Origin of the sequence: Streptomyces sp. DH10, from assembly GCF_029813805.1 — a bacterium.
In the GTDB taxonomy this organism is placed as follows: Bacteria; Actinomycetota; Actinomycetes; order Streptomycetales; family Streptomycetaceae; genus Streptomyces; species Streptomyces coeruleofuscus.
This window is the reverse complement of sequence record NZ_JARVKU010000013.1, coordinates 237895-252192: the sequence shown is the minus strand read 5'-3', so window position 1 is coordinate 252192 and position 14298 is coordinate 237895. Positions and strand designations below refer to the sequence as shown.

Here is a 14298-nt window from a genome sequence, read left to right as displayed (position 1 = left end):
CTCAGAGGAAGTAGAGACGGTTGAGGGAGACGGACTCGGCCGGTTCGGAGTACAGCGGCTCGCCGTCGAGGGTGACGAGGCCGGTGCGCTGGTCGACGTCTACGGCCCCGGTACGGGAGTTGAGGCGCAGGTCGGCCGGGCCGATACCGCGCGTGCCGCGCACGGCGACCCTGCGGCGGCGGGTGGGCACGGTGTCGCGCCCCTGGTCGAGGGCGGCCTGTGCGACGAACGCCACCGAGATGTCGGCCGGTGTCGCCCCGTGCGCCCCGAACTGCGGCCCCAGCACGAGGGGTTCGCACGTGTCGGTCGCCGCGTTCGGGTCGCCGGTCACGCCGTACGCCGGGAAGCCGGCCTTCAGCACGAGCTGCGGCTTGGCCCCGAAGTACTCGGGCCGCCACAGCACGATGTCGGCGAGCTTGCCGGCCTCCAGTGACCCCACCTCGTGCGCGAGGCCGTGCGCGATGGCCGGGTTGACGGTCAGCTTGGCGATGTACCGCAGGACGCGTTCGTTGTCGTGACCGGCATCCGGGGCGCCGGACTCTGCCTTCATCTTCCCGGCCATGGCGAAGGTACGGCGGACGGTCTCGCCCGCGCGCCCCATGCCCTGCGCGTCCGAGGAGGTGATGCCGATCGCGCCCAGGTCGTGCAGGACGTCCTCGGCGCCCATGGTTCCGGCGCGGATGCGGTCGCGGGCCATGGCGGCGTCGCCGGGCAGGTCGGGTTTGAGGTCGTGGACGGAGACGATCATGCCGTAGTGCTCGACGACGGCGTCCCGGCCGAAGGGCAGGGTCGGGTTGGTGGAGGAGCCGATGACGTTCGGGACGCCCGCCATCTTCAGAACGTTGGGGACGTGCCCACCGCCACAGCCCTCGATGTGGAAGGCGTGGACGGTCCGGCCCTCCAGCACCCGCAGGGTGTCCTCCACGGACAGGCACTCGTTCAGCCCGTCGCTGTGCAGGGCGACTTGGACGTCGTACTCCTCGGCGACGCGCAGCGCGGTGTCCAGCGCACGCGTGTGGGCGCCCATGTCCTCGTGCACCTTGAAGCCGCAGGCGCCGCCCTCGGCGAGGGCCTCGACCAGCGGCGCCGGGCGGGAGGAGGAACCCCGGCCCAGGAAGCCGATGTTGACGGGCCAGGCGTCGAAGGCGTTGAACGCGTGCCGCAGCGCCCAAGGTGAGTTGACACCGACGCCCCACACGGGCCCGAACTCCTGGCCGATGATCGTGGTCACGCCGGAGGCGAGCGAGGCCTCCATGACGCGCGGCGACAGCAGGTGGACGTGGGTGTCGACGGCTCCCGCGGTGGCGATGAGCCCCTCGCCGGACACGATCGACGTCCCGGTGCCGACGACGACGTCGACCCCGTCGAGGGTGTCGGGGTTCCCGGCCCGCCCGATCGAGCAGATCCGTCCCTCCCGGATGCCGATCGACACCTTCCGGATGCCCTGCACGGCGTCGATCACCACGACGTTGCTGATGACGACGTCACAGGTCTCCCGGACGGCGGCGGCCTTGAGGTGCAGCCCGTCGCGGGCGGTCTTACCGAACCCGGCGAGGAACTCGTCGCCGTACCGCTGGGCGTCGGACTCGACACGGACGACCAGGCCGGAGTCGCCGAGACGGATGCGGTCGCCGGCGCGGGGACCGTGGGTGGCGGCGTACTCGTACGGGGTGAGGCGGCGGGCCTCGGCGGGGTGGCCTCCTGGACGGCTCATCGCCCGACCTCCTGATCAGGTGTTTCCGGTACGCCGAGGTAGCCGCAGGCGGCGGCCCGGCGCAGGGCCTCCTCCTTGGCGCCCGGTGCGTCCAGCGGCCCGTCGACGAGTCCGGCGAACCCGATCGCGATCCGCTCGCCCCCGATCGGCACCAGCCCCACCTCGGCGCTCTCCCCCGGCCCGAACCGCACCGAGGACCCGGCGGGCGCTGCCAGGCGCATGCCGTAGGCCCGTCCGCGGTCGAAGGCGAGCCGCGGGTTGGCCTCGAAGAAGTGGAAGTGGGAGGTGACGGAGACGGGCACGCCGGCGGTGTTGGTGACCGTCAGCCGTACGACCGCCTCGGGCTCGGCGTGCCCGGGCCCGGGCAGCAGCGCGCCCGGGGCCCGGTCGCCGAGGCCGGCGCCGATCGGATCGCTGACGACGGCGAGCCGCGAGCCGTCGTCGAAGACCGCCTCGACATGCACCTCGGTGACGACGTCGGCGACTCCGGGCAGCACGTCGTCCGGCCCGAGGACGGACCGGGCGGCCTCGACGGCCTCCGCGAGCCGCTTGCCGTCCCGCGCGGCCTCGCACACCGTGTCGGCGATCAGCGCGGTCGCCTCGGGGACGTTGAGCCTCAGCCCCCTGGCCCTGCGGGCGCGGGCGAGCTCGGCGGCGCCGAAGAGCAGCAGCCGGTCGCGTTCGGTCGGGGTCAGCCGCATGTCACTCCCTCCGTTTAGAGCATCACTCTAAACATGAAGTTCCCCGCACCGAAAGGTTGACGGCGGCCCGTAACGCCCATCACATTGAACGTCGCTCTAACCGAGGGAGACAAGCATGCCGATCGAACAGCGCGGAGTCGACACCATCCCCGAGGAGGAACGCACCAGCGGGCCACGCGACCTCGTCTCGATCCTGCTCGGCTCCAACCTCTGCCTGGGTGTGATCGTCTTCGGCTGGCTGCCGCCGTCCTTCGGCCTGGACTGGTGGTCGTCGGTCAGCGCGGTCCTGGCGGGCACGGTGGTGGGAGTGGTGCTCACGGCTCCCCTCGCCCTGGTCTCGCTGCGCACCGGCACCAACCTGTCGACCTCCTCCGGCGCCCAGTTCGGGGTCCGGGGACGGCTGGTCGGCTCGGTGGTCGGACTGCTGCTGGCCCTCGGTTACACCGCGCTGACCGTGTGGATCGGCGGGGACGTGATGGTGGGCGTGCTGGGCCGGCTGGCCGGGCTGCCGCAGGGCGGGGCGTCGTACGGGGTCGTCTACGGGCTGCTCGCCGCGGCCACCGTCGCGGGCGCGGTGTACGGCTACCGGGTGCTGCTCGCGATGTCCCGGGTGCTGGCCTTCGGCATGACGGCCCTGCTGGCGCTGGGCGTGATCGCCTACGCGCCCGGCTTCACCACCGCCGCGCTGCCGGAGACCGGCGGCTACCTGCTGGACGGATTCTGGCCGACCTGGCTGCTCGCGGCCGTGGCCGCCGGACTGTCCGGCCCGATCGCCTTCATCACCCTCCTCGGTGACTACACCCGCTACGTCTCCCCGGCCCGCCACTCCTCGCGCCGGGTGCTGCACGCGACCTGGCTGGGGCTGCTGCTGGGCCTGCTGGTGCCGCAGCTCTTCGGCACCTTCACGGCGTACGCGGCCGGGGCCGCCCTCGACTACGCGGGCCCGCTGGTCGACGCGGCCCCCGCCTGGTACCTCGTCCCGCTGCTGCTCGCGGCCTCCGCGGGCTCGGTCGGCAACGCGGGTCTGATGCTGTACTCGATGGGCCTCGACCTGGACGCCATCCTGCCGCGCGCCTCACGGGCCAGAGCCACGTACACGGTCGCCGTGGTGGCCACGGCCTGTGTCTTCGCCGGGCACTACTACTCGACCGCGCAGAATGCGATGACATCCTTCGTCCTGCTGCTGACGGCGATCGGCACGCCCTGGGCGGTCATCACCCTCATCGGCTTCGCCCGCTGCGGCGGGATGTACGACGCGGACGCCCTCCAGGTCTTCAACCGCCGCGCGCGGGGCGGCGTCTACTGGTACCGCGCCGGCTGGAACATCCCGGCGACCGCCTCCTGGGCGGCCGGGGCACTCGTCGGCGTCCTGGCGGTGTCCCTGCCGTCGTACGAGGGCCCGCTGCTGGCACTGACCGGCGGGGTGGACTGCAGCTTCCTGCTGTCGGGGCTGGTGGGCGGGGTGGCGTATGCGCTGTCGGCCCCGGGGTCCGTGGAAACGGGCCCCGGGGGCGATGAGGCGACCAGCGCTTCCAGTCCGACCGCTTCGGGCGGCGGGTGGGCATAGGCCGGTGTCCGGGGGCGGAGCCCCCGGTGGGCACGGGCACTCAGCCCAGCTGGTGCATCCAGCCGTGCTTGTCCTCCGCCGTACCGCGCTGGATGTCGAGCAGGGCCTGGCGGAGCCGGAGCGTGACCTCGCCCGGCTCTCCCCCGCTCTGCCGCCACTCGCCCCCGGCGCGCTTCACCGTACCGACCGGCGTGATCACCGCGGCCGTACCGCAGGCGAACACCTCCGTGAGCGACCCGTTCTCCGAGTCCCGCTGCCACTGGTCGACCGAGATCCGGCCCTCCTCGGCCTCGTACCCGAGGTCACGGGCGACAGCCAGCAGGGAGTCCCGCGTGACGCCCTCCAGGATGGAGCCGGTGAGGGACGGCGTGACGATCTTGTTCCCGTACACGAAGTACAGGTTCATGCCGCCGAGCTCCTCGACCCACTTGTGCTCGACCGCGTCGAGGTAGCAGACCTGGTCGCAGCCCTTGGTCGCGGCCTCCGCCTGCGCCAGCAGGGACGCCGCGTAGTTGCCGCCGGTCTTGGCGTCGCCCATGCCGCCGGGCACGGCGCGGACGCGGTCCTCGGAGACCCAGATGGACACCGGCTTGACGCCGCCCGGGAAGTACGCGCCGGCCGGGGAGGCGATGACCAGGAACAGGTACTCGTTGGCCGGCTTCACACCCAGCCCGACCTCGGTCGCGATCATGAACGGGCGCAGGTAGAGGGACTCCTCCCCGCCGTGCGCCGGCACCCACGCCTTGTCCTGCTTCACCAGCGCGTCGCACGCCTCGATGAACGTCTCGACCGGCAGCTCGGGCATCGCCAGCCGGCGCGCGGAGCTCTGGAAGCGCTCGGCGTTCTTCTCCGGCCGGAACGTGGCGACCGAGCCGTCGGGGCGGCGGTAGGCCTTCAGCCCCTCGAAGATCTCCTGGGCGTAGTGCAGGACCGTGGTGGCGGGGTCGAGGGAGATCGGCGCGTACGGCACGAGCTGGCCGTCGTGCCAGCCGCGGCCCTCCGTCCACTTGATCGTCACCATGTGGTCGGTGAAGTGGCGGCCGAACCCGGGGTTGGCCAGGATCGCCTCCCGATCTGCGGCGGAGAGCGGGTTGGCGGACGGCTTGAGCTCGATCGTGGGCGTCGTCATGGGTTGAAGTCCTTCACCGGTTGTAGTGACGGGCCGCGCTCGGTACAGCTCTGATGGTGACCAGTGCTAGGACGTCCGAGCATTCCCTCGTTCCGCGGCCTCGCGTTCGATTATCGCCCGGGGGCGACGGAGGACGGAACGGGGTGAATGCGGCCCGGTGGTCGATGGTGACACCCGGCGGGAACATGCGGAAGCCGCCGGGTGCGGATGCGACCCGGCGGCTTGGGTTAGGGGGCTTCTGATGGATCTCCGTGGAAGAAGGAGCGGCGTTCGGTGCGTGCTCTCGGCGTGCCGGGCGGAAGGCCTCGTAGCGGAGCTACTAGGCCTTTTGCCCGGTGCGGCGAGAGTGCGTGCCGGGCGTCGCGACGCCGCGGAGATCCGTCAGAAGCCCCCTGAGCAGGGCGGGTCAGCCGGCTACTCGTACGGCGAGCGCGTCGCCGATCTCCGAGGTGGAGCGGGCGGGCTTGCCGGTGCGCTCCGAGAGGTCCGCGGAGACCGCCTCGTCGATACGGGCGGCCTCGGCCTCGTAGCCGAGGTGGCGCAGGAGCAGGGCGACGGACAGCACCGTGGCGGTCGGATCGGCCTTGCCCTGGCCGGCGATGTCCGGGGCCGAGCCGTGCACGGGCTCGAACATCGAGGGGAACTCTCCGGACGGGTTGATGTTGCCGGAGGCCGCCACGCCGATGCCGCCGGAGACGGCCGCGGCGAGGTCGGTGATGATGTCGCCGAAGAGGTTGTCGGTGACGATCACGTCGAAGCGCTCGGGCTGGGTGACCAGGTAGATCGTGGCCGCGTCGACGTGCATGTACTCGGTGGTGACCTCGGGGAACTCCTCGGCCACCTTGTTGAAGATGTTGGTCCACAGGTGACCCGCGAAGGTCAGCACGTTGTTCTTGTGGATCAGCGCCAGCTTCTTGCGCGGGCGGGCCTGGGCACGCGCGAACGCGTCGCGGACCACGCGCTCGACACCGAAGGCCGTGTTCACGGAGACCTCGGTGGCGACCTCGTGCTCGGTACCCTTGCGGATCGTGCCGCCGTTGCCGGTGTACGGGCCCTCGGTGCCCTCGCGGACCACGACGAAGTCGATCCGCGGCTCGCCGGCCAGCGGGGTGGCGACACCCGGCAGCAGCTTCGAGGGACGCAGGTTGACGTGGTGGTCGAAGGCGAAGCGGAGCTTCAGCAGGAAGCCGCGCTCCAGGACGCCGGACGGCACGCCCGGATCGCCGATCGCGCCGAGCAGGATGGCGTCGTGCTTCTTCAGGGCGTCGAGGTCGGCGTCGGTGAGGGTCTCACCGGTGGCGTGGTAACGCTTGGCGCCGAAGTCGTACTCCTTGGTCTCCAGCTTCACATCCTGCGGAAGGACGGCGGAGAGGACCTTCAGGCCTTCGGCCACGACTTCCTGGCCGATGCCGTCACCGGGAATCACTGCGAGATTGATGCTGCGAGACATGCGGGCACCCTACTCCTCGTCCCATGTGATGACACGGGGTGTCCGTGATGCGGACAGCGCGGGGCAGGCGATACGGCACCCGCCCGGCGGAGCGCACTCGGCCGACGGCTTCCGTTCACCCGTACGTGGGGCGGATGTTGGCGTTCGCTGGGAAATTGACCCGACATGGAGATCCCCCACTTCGGCATCCCGCCCGAGCTCGCCCGCCGGATGAGCATGGCGGAACAGCACGAGTACCTGCGTACGAAGCTGTCGCGGCGCCGCACGCTGGTGACGGCGGGCGCGGTCGCGGGCGGTCTGCTGACCGGCTGTTCCGGCTCCGGGCCGGGGAGCGCCGCGGCGACCGGGAGCCCGTCGCCGAGCACGTCGAAGGCGCCGGGTTCCTACGTCACTCCCTTCGGCCGCCACCTCGCCTTCGGCGCCGACCCGAAGACGCAGATGCGGATCTCCTGGCAGGTGCCGCTGGCGGTGCGCAAACCGTACGTCCGGGTGGGCCTGCGCCCCGACGACCTCGGCCGCAAGGTCGAGGCGGAACTGCGCGACCTGCACACCCCGGAGCTGAAGGGCGTACGGGCGGCGGTCGAGCAGTACTACGTGCACGCGGCGCTGGACGGCCTGCGCCCGGGCACGACGTACTACTACGGCGTCGGCCACGAGGGCTTCGATCCGGCGTCCCCGCGGCACCGGCCGACCATCACCTCGTTCCGCACGGCGCCCGCGAGCCCGCCCGAGCGGTTCGTGTTCACGGCGTTCGGCGACCAGGGCGTCGGCGAGGAGGCGGCCCTCAACGACCGTCTGCTGCTGCGCCGGAGCCCGGCGTTCCACCTCCATGCCGGCGACATCTGCTACGCCGACCCGACCGGCAAGGGCAAGGAGTCGGACGTCTTCGACGCGAGCCAGTGGGACCGGTTCCTGAAGCAGACCGAGCCGGTGGCCAGGTCGGTGCCGTGGATGGTGACGACCGGCAACCACGACATGGAGGCCTGGTACTCACCGGACGGCTACGGCGGCCAACTCGCCCGGTTCTCCCTGCCGGAGAGCGGCTTCGACCCGCGCACGGCACCGGGGGTGTACGCCTTCACGTACGGCAACGTCGGCGTGGTCGCGCTGGACGCGAACGACGTGTCGTACGAGATCCCCGCCAACTTCGGCTACACGGAGGGGCGGCAGACGCAGTGGCTGGACAGCAAGCTCGGCGAGTTGAGGTCCTCGAAGGACGTGGACTTCATCGTCGTCTTCTTCCACCACTGCGCGTACTCGACGTCCACGCACGCCTCCGACGGCGGGGTGCGCGCCGAGTGGCTGCCGCTGTTCGCCAAGCACCAGGTGGACCTGGTGATCAACGGGCACAACCACGTCTACGAGCGCACCGACGCCATCAGGAACGGCGAGGTGGGCAGGCCGGTTCCGGTCGGCGGGACGACGGACCCACGGCGGGACGGGATCGTGTACGTCACGGCCGGCGGTGGCGGCAAGGAGCTGTACGGCTTCCCCGATGGCGTCAAGGAGAGCTACGAGGGGAACACCGCCGACCGCGAGTCGGTCGGCACGTTCCGGTGGACGAAGTCCCGGGACACCAAGGCGGAGTCGGTGCAGTGGTCGCGGGTGCGCTACCGCGGCTTCTCGTTCCTCTCGGTGGAGGCGGAGAGCGGCGCCGCGCCGAGGCTGAAGGTGTCGGCGCTGGCGTCGAGCGGTGAGCGGATCGACCATTTCGAGGTGCGGCGCGGGGCGTGAGCCCCGCACCGCACCTCGTCGGGTGCGGCTCCCGGACCAGGGGTGTTGCGGCTCAGTGACCGGTGAACGCGCTCGGTGACCTCAGTGACCGGTGGATCCGCCGTTGTCCCTGCGGTCGAGGGCGCGCTGGAGCGCGGCGGCGGCGTTCTTGCGGTCGGACTCGGTCGTACGGGAAACGTGACGGACTCGGCGGCGGACGGTCGTCTCGGCCATGGGAAATCGACTCCTTCGACAGCACGGAGTGCACAGGGAGGGTTACGAGACGCCGGATGGGGCGGGGAGCGGTGCCGCAGGGGTTGCCTGCACGGGGCCCGGCTCACGACCGCCATTCGCTTGGTCGAGCGAGACGTTCGGCTCCTACAAAACTAAGGGAGTCCGGAGCGTCTGTCTCCACAATTACTCGGACTTCCTACTATCTGAGACGGTGGACTCCATCACACCGCGCTGACCTGCGGTGATTCCTAGAGCACATCTCCGTCGCGCCAGTCGAAGAGCAGTTCGTGCGCGGGGTCGAGCGGGCCGGCGAGGGCGGGCCGGACGTAGGTGCTGTCCTCTTCGTCCGGCAGGCGGACGACGCCGTCCCGCGGGCTGAGCGCGTGCACCTGGCCGCGCCACAGCCGCCAGCCGCCAGCCGCGGGAGGTGTAGAGCCGGGCGCCGTCGTCACTGGCGGAGAGGGCGCCGAAGTCGTAGGCGCGGTCGATGACGCGTTCCAGCTCCGTCATGACCTGCCCGCCGAGGCCGGTGCGGCGGGCGTCCGCGCGTACGGCGACGTTCTCGACGTATCCGGCGCGCAGCCACCGGCCGCGGTGCCGCACCCGGCGCATCACGACCGCCCCGTGCGCGGCGAGCCCGGAGCCGTCGTGCACGAGGGCGTGGATGCCTCCGAGGCCGTGGTCCCAGTCCTCCTCGCCGAAGTCGCCGTCGAAGGCGGCGTCCAGCAGGGCCCGTACGGCGCCGAGTTCGGCGGGGGTGAGGTCGGCGGTGTGGGCGGTGCGCGCGCGGGTGGTCATCGGCCCAGTCTTCCCCGCGGACATGCCGACGGGCCAGGTCATTTCGTGACCCGGCCCGTCGGTGCCGCGGGGCTCAGCCCATGTGCGGGTAGGTGTAGTCGGTCGGCGGGACCAGCGTCTCCTTGATGGCGCGGGTCAGGGTCCAGCGCATCAGGTTCTGCGGGGCGCCGGCCTTGTCGTTGGTGCCGGAGGCACGGCCGCCGCCGAAGGGCTGCTGGCCGACGACGGCGCCGGTCGACTTGTCGTTGATGTAGAAGTTGCCGGCCGCGTAGCGGAGCTTGTCCGCCGTGTAGGCCGCCGCCGCGCGGTCGTTGGCGATCACCGAGCCGGTCAGGGCGTAGTCGGAGACGGACTCCATCTGCGTCAGCATCTCGTCGTACTTGTCGTCCTCGTAGACGTGCACGGCGATGACGGGGCCGAAGTACTCGGTGCGGAAGACCTCGTTCTCCGGGTCGGCGCACTCGATGACCGTCGGGCGGACGAAGTACCCCTCGGAATCGTCGTAGGTGCCGCCCGCGACGATCGTGCAGGAGGCGTCCTCCTTGGCCCGGTCGATGGCGGCCTTGTTCTTCGCGAAGGCACGCTCGTCGATGACGGCGCCGATGAAGTTCGACAGGTCGGTGACGTCGCCCATCTTGATGCCGTCGACCTCGGCGGCCCACTCCTCCTTGAAGCCGGAGTTCCAGATCGAGGCGGGGACGTACGCCCGGGACGTGGCGCTGCACTTCTGGCCCTGGTACTCGAAGGCACCGCGGGTCAGCGCCGTCTTCAGAATGGCCGGGTCCGCCGACGGGTGGGCGACGAGGAAGTCCTTGCCGCCGGTCTCGCCGACCAGACGCGGGTAGGTGCGGTACTTCTCGATGTTGTTGCCGACGGTCTTCCACAGGTACTGGAAGGTCTTGGTCGAGCCGGTGAAGTGGATGCCGGCGAGGTCGCGGTGCTCCAGGGCGACCTCGGAGACCTCGATGCCGTCGCCGGTGACGAGGTTGATGACGCCCTTGGGCAGGCCCGCCTCCTCCAGGAGCTGCATGAGCAGCACGGCGGCGTGGGTCTGGGTCGGGGACGGCTTCCAGACGATGACGTTGCCCATCAGGGCCGGGGCGGTCGGCAGGTTGCCCGCGATCGCGGTGAAGTTGAAGGGCGTGATCGCGTAGACGAAGCCCTCCAGCGGGCGGTGGTCCAGACGGTTCCAGACACCCGGGGAGTTGGCCGGGGGCTGCTCGGCCAGGAGCTTGCGGGCGTAGGAGACGTTGAACCGCCAGAAGTCGATCAGCTCGCAGGGCGTGTCGATCTCGGCCTGCTGGGCGGTCTTGGACTGGCCGAGCATGGTGGAGGCGGCGAGCGTCTCGCGCCAGGGGCCGGACAGCAGCTCGGCGGCGCGCAGGATGATCGCCGCGCGGTCGTCGAAGGACATCGCACGCCAGGCGGGCGCGGCGGCCAGGGCCGCGTCGATGGCGTCCTGGGCGTCCTGCTGCGTGGCGTTGCGGTACGTGCCGAGCACGGCCCGGTGGTTGTGCGGCTGGACGACCTCGAAGGCCTCACCGCCGCCCATCCGCTTCTCGCCGCCGATGGTGCAGGGCAGGTCGACGGGGTTGTCGGCCAGCTCCTTCAGCCTGGCCTCCAGCCGGGCACGCTCGGGTGAGCCGGGGGCATAGCCGTGCACCGGCTCGTTGACGGGGGTGGGGACCTGGGTCACAGCGTCCATGTTTTCCGTAACTCCTTACTGAGCGGTGATGCGGTCTCAGCCCTTGACGAGCCTCAGTACTTGGTGAGCCTCAGCCCTTGTCGGGCGTCAGCCCTTCGTCAGCATCGAGCGGGCGAAGAAGCGCAGGTTGGCCGGCTTCTCCGCGAGTCGGCGCATGAAGTAGCCGTACCAGTCGGTGCCGTACGCGGTGTACACGCGCATCCGGTGACCCTCGGCGGCCAGCCGCAGGTGCTCCTCGGTGCGGATGCCGTAGAGCATCTGGAACTCGTACTCGTCGAGCTTTCGCCCGGCGCGGTGGGCGAGCTCCTGGCCGATGGCGATCAGGCGCGGGTCGTGGGACCCGATCATCGGGTACCCCTCCCCCTCCATCAACGTCCTGAGGATCCGAACGTATGCCCGATCAATCTCGTGTTTGTCCAGATACGCGACCGAGCCCGGCTCCTTGTACGCGCCCTTGACCAGGCGCACCCGGCTGCCGTTCGCGGCGAGGCGGCGGGCGTCGGCCTCGGTGCGGAAGAGGTACGCCTGGATGACGCAGCCGGTCTGCGGATAGTCCTTCCGCAGCTCCTCGTGGATGGCGAACATCGAGTCGAGGGTGGTGTGGTCCTCGGCGTCCAGGGTGACCGTCGTGCCGATCTCGGCGGCGGCCTCGACGACCGGGCGGACATTGGCGAGGGCCAGTTCGTGGCCGCCTGGGAATGCGGGGGCGGGCCCGGAGGGCCCTTCCAACAGGGCGGTGGTGGGCGACGGGAGGGCCTGCCCGAACATCGACAGCTTCACCGACATCTCGGCGCGGGTGCCGAGGTCCAGCGGCTTCAGGCGGTCGATCAGCTCCAGGTAGGCGTCCCGTGCGGCGGCGGCCTGAGCGGGGGTGGTGATGTCCTCGCCGACGACGTCCATCGTCAGCTCCAGGCCCTGCCCGGTGAGCTCCCGGATGACCGGCACGACGTCGTCGACGACCTCGCCCGCGATGAATCGGTCGACGACCTGTTTGGTCACCGGGGCCGCCGAAACCAGGCGTCGCATCCGGTCGCTGCGCGACGCGGCGAGAATCACGGGACCCAGCACGGGGCACCTCCAGAGCACAACCAGCGGATGGCCGGACGCCGGGCGGATGACGCTTCGGGTACGGCACGGAGAACCACCGTGAAACCTAAGGATCCCTCCGACTGTCGGCCATCGACAGCTGTCACGCATCCGTGCCGCAGATCTCAGACAGATGTATGAAGGGTCTCGTGGAGTGCGGGACAATGCGGGGATGACGTCGGAACACAGGGGTGACTACGAGGAGCTGGTCGACGAGATCTCGGAGCTGCTCGGGGCGCCCGCGACGCTGGAGAACCGGGACTTCGAGCTGATCGCCTTCGGCGCGTACGACAGCGAGGGCGACCTCGATCCGTCGGCCCTGGACCCGGTGCGCACCCGCTCGATCCTCACCCGCCGCTCGACGGCGGCCGTCCGGGCGTGGTTCGAGGGCTTCGGCATCACGCGTGCGACCGGCCCGGTCCGTATCCCGCCGACGCCGGAGGCCGGGGTGTACCGGGGCCGGATCTGCCTGCCCGTCCGCCACCGGGGCGTGGTCCACGGCTACGTCTGGCTGCTGGACGACGATCCCGGCCCGAGCGAGCGCCAGCTGTCCGCCGCCATGCAGGTCACGACCCGGATCGGGGCACTGCTCGCGGACGAGGCCCAGCACGGCGCCGACCTCAGCCGCGAGCTGCGGGCCGTCCTCACGGCCGACCGCGACTGGCAGCGCGACATGGCCATCGCGGAACTCCGCACCGCCCTCGGCCCCCGCGCCGACGGCCTCCACACGGTGCTCTGCGTCGCCCCCTGGCCCACGGCCGACCCCGACGACGCCCCTTCGGTCCGCACGATGCCGGGCGCGACAGCCCTGTGCACCCTGCCGTGGGGGGCTTCGTCCCAGTGCGTGGCCGTCCTGATCCGCCTGCGCTCGGCGGACGTACTGACTCCGGCGACGACAGCGGCAGCCCGCCTGCTGGAGCGGGCGGGCTGCGGGAGCGCGCCGGGCGGCCCCGCCACGCCGGCCACGACCGCCACGGCCGCGCGGGGAGCGGCCGGCAGCACGTCGCGGGGAGCGACTGGCCCGGGCTCGGGCGGAGCGAGCGGCACGGCTTCGGGCGGAACGACCGGCAGCACTCCGGCCGGAACGACCGGCACGGCTTCGGGCGGAACGGCCGGCACGACTTCGGGCGGAACGACCGGCGGCACTCCAGCGGGAACGACCGGCACGACTTCGGGCGGAGCAACCGGCAGCACTCCGGGTGAAGTGACCGGCAGCACCTCGGGCGGAACGACCAGTAGTACCTCAGGCGGCACGACCGGCGGTGCCCCGCGCCGAGCGGCGGGCATCACTTCGGGCGGAACGAGCGGCGGCACCTCACGGGGAGCACCCGGCCACGCCTCGGGCGGAGCCGCCGGCGGCGCCTCGGGCGGGCCGGCCACCGGCGCTCCGGCGGCCGGAGCGGGCGACTCGCCCCCGCAGGGACCGACCGGCGGCCCGCGCCGCGCCTCCGCCGGCGCCCGAGCTGGACAACCCGGAGCCTCTCCCCCCGGCCTGGTCGGCATCCCTCCGTCCGGCCCGGCCGGCAGGCCCCCGCGCGGACCCGGCAGCCCCGCCGCCGGCCTCGCCACGCCCCGCTCCGGCCTCGCCGAGCTGGGAAGCGCCTGGTGGGAGGCGGTGGCGGCGGCGCGGGCCGCGTCGGCCGAGCCCCGGCTGGGGCCCGTCGCCCAGTGGGCGTCGATCGGGCCGTTCCGGATGCTCACCGCGCTGCCGCCGGAGGTGGCCCGCGACCCGGCGGTGCACGCCCTGCTCTTCCCCGTCCACCAGGAGCTCGCCCGTACCGCCGAGGTCTATCTCGACTGCGCCGGCCAGGCCGCCCGGGCCGCCGCCGAGCTGGGCATCCACCGCCAGACCCTGTACTACCGCCTGTCCCGGATCGAGAAGCTCACCGGCCTGGACCTGGACGACGGCGAGGACCGCCTGCTCCTGCACATGGCGTTGAAGGGCGCCCGGCTGGCGCAGGGGCAGGACATCGGCCCGTCCGGGTGAGTCCGTCGCCCCAACGGACGGTTTGAGGACGGACCCGCGCGCCGTCGGACGCCGGGCCCGGTCACGGTTCTCCTGGTGTGCCATCCACTGGGAGTAGTTCGCGTGCGGAACCGACGCGCCTGGTCTGCGACACGAACGGTGGTGGCGGGGCTGGCCTGCGGGGTGCTCGCCCTCGCGCTGCCGGGCGCCCACGCGAGGGCCGGGGAGGACCATC

9 protein-coding genes and 3 pseudogenes are annotated in these 14298 nt (G+C 71.7%); 4 read left to right on the top strand and 8 right to left on the bottom strand.

The features are described 5' to 3' along the window. Position 1 precedes the first annotated feature (1 nt). Positions 2–1714, bottom strand: a complete 1713-nt coding sequence (locus tag QC385_RS26465) for an urease subunit alpha (protein WP_279543856.1) — start codon at positions 1712–1714, stop codon at positions 2–4. Continuing rightward, on the bottom strand, positions 1711–2415 hold the full coding sequence (gene ureA, locus QC385_RS26460; protein ID WP_279543854.1) for an urease subunit gamma: 705 nt from the start codon (positions 2413–2415) through the stop codon (positions 1711–1713). Before ureA ends, QC385_RS26465 begins: the two co-directional genes overlap by 4 nt. Before the next feature lie 115 nt (positions 2416–2530). Here ureA and QC385_RS26455 point away from each other — a divergent pair, with 115 nt between their 5' ends. Next, the gene (locus QC385_RS26455; RefSeq protein WP_279543853.1) at positions 2531–3982 is read left to right on the top strand and encodes a cytosine permease; all 1452 of its coding nucleotides are present in this window, start codon (positions 2531–2533) and stop codon (positions 3980–3982) included. Positions 3983–4022: 40 nt separating this feature from the next. Here the strand turns inward: QC385_RS26455 and QC385_RS26450 are convergent, their stop codons facing one another. Together QC385_RS26450 and QC385_RS26445 are read right to left on the bottom strand one after the other, a co-directional pair. Next, positions 4023–5111 carry a branched-chain amino acid aminotransferase gene (locus tag QC385_RS26450; RefSeq protein ID WP_279543852.1) on the bottom strand — a complete coding sequence of 363 codons (1089 nt, stop codon included), beginning with the start codon at positions 5109–5111 and terminating at the stop codon, positions 4023–4025. A 406-nt stretch (positions 5112–5517) separates the two neighbouring features. Beyond that, positions 5518–6561, bottom strand: coding sequence for a 3-isopropylmalate dehydrogenase (locus QC385_RS26445; protein WP_279543851.1), 1044 nt, complete (start codon positions 6559–6561; stop codon positions 5518–5520). A gap of 165 nt (positions 6562–6726) precedes the next feature. Here QC385_RS26445 and QC385_RS26440 point away from each other — a divergent pair, with 165 nt between their 5' ends. Beyond that, complete coding sequence (locus QC385_RS26440; RefSeq protein ID WP_279543850.1) at positions 6727–8295, top strand: purple acid phosphatase family protein; 1569 nt, start codon at positions 6727–6729, stop codon at positions 8293–8295. Between the two features lie 81 nt (positions 8296–8376). Here QC385_RS26440 and QC385_RS26435 read toward each other — a convergent pair whose 3' ends face one another. From QC385_RS26435 to QC385_RS26420, 4 genes and pseudogenes are all read right to left on the bottom strand, one after another. Beyond that, positions 8377–8508, bottom strand: coding sequence for a hypothetical protein (locus tag QC385_RS26435; protein WP_005479955.1), 132 nt, complete (start codon positions 8506–8508; stop codon positions 8377–8379). A 248-nt stretch (positions 8509–8756) separates the two neighbouring features. Next, positions 8757–9306 (bottom strand): annotated as a pseudogene (locus QC385_RS26430) (GNAT family N-acetyltransferase). Between the two features lie 73 nt (positions 9307–9379). Then, positions 9380–11011 carry an L-glutamate gamma-semialdehyde dehydrogenase gene (gene pruA / locus QC385_RS26425; RefSeq protein ID WP_279543849.1) on the bottom strand — a complete coding sequence of 544 codons (1632 nt, stop codon included), beginning with the start codon at positions 11009–11011 and terminating at the stop codon, positions 9380–9382. 87 nt (positions 11012–11098) lie between these two features. Further along, positions 11099–12079, bottom strand: coding sequence for a proline dehydrogenase family protein (locus QC385_RS26420; RefSeq protein ID WP_279543848.1), 981 nt, complete (start codon positions 12077–12079; stop codon positions 11099–11101). A 190-nt stretch (positions 12080–12269) separates the two neighbouring features. Between QC385_RS26420 and QC385_RS26415 the strand changes: the two are divergent. Both QC385_RS26415 and QC385_RS26410 read left to right on the top strand, forming a co-directional pair. Then, positions 12270–13112: pseudogene (locus QC385_RS26415) on the top strand (PucR family transcriptional regulator); the annotation flags it as partial. A 525-nt stretch (positions 13113–13637) separates the two neighbouring features. Continuing rightward, positions 13638–14084: pseudogene (locus tag QC385_RS26410) on the top strand (PucR family transcriptional regulator); the annotation flags it as partial. Between the last annotated feature and the right edge of the window lie 214 nt (positions 14085–14298).

Coding starts and splice junctions, on each gene's coding strand:
- ureA (WP_279543854.1), bottom strand. CDS start 2,415: ATGCGGCTGACCCCGACCGAACGCGACCGGCTGCTGCTCTTCGGCGCC.
- QC385_RS26440 (WP_279543850.1), top strand. CDS start 6,727: ATGGAGATCCCCCACTTCGGCATCCCGCCCGAGCTCGCCCGCCGGATG.
- QC385_RS26455 (WP_279543853.1), top strand. CDS start 2,531: ATGCCGATCGAACAGCGCGGAGTCGACACCATCCCCGAGGAGGAACGC.
- QC385_RS26450 (WP_279543852.1), bottom strand. CDS start 5,111: ATGACGACGCCCACGATCGAGCTCAAGCCGTCCGCCAACCCGCTCTCC.
- QC385_RS26445 (WP_279543851.1), bottom strand. CDS start 6,561: ATGTCTCGCAGCATCAATCTCGCAGTGATTCCCGGTGACGGCATCGGC.
- QC385_RS26465 (WP_279543856.1), bottom strand. CDS start 1,714: ATGAGCCGTCCAGGAGGCCACCCCGCCGAGGCCCGCCGCCTCACCCCG.
- QC385_RS26435 (WP_005479955.1), bottom strand. CDS start 8,508: ATGGCCGAGACGACCGTCCGCCGCCGAGTCCGTCACGTTTCCCGTACG.
- pruA (WP_279543849.1), bottom strand. CDS start 11,011: ATGGACGCTGTGACCCAGGTCCCCACCCCCGTCAACGAGCCGGTGCAC.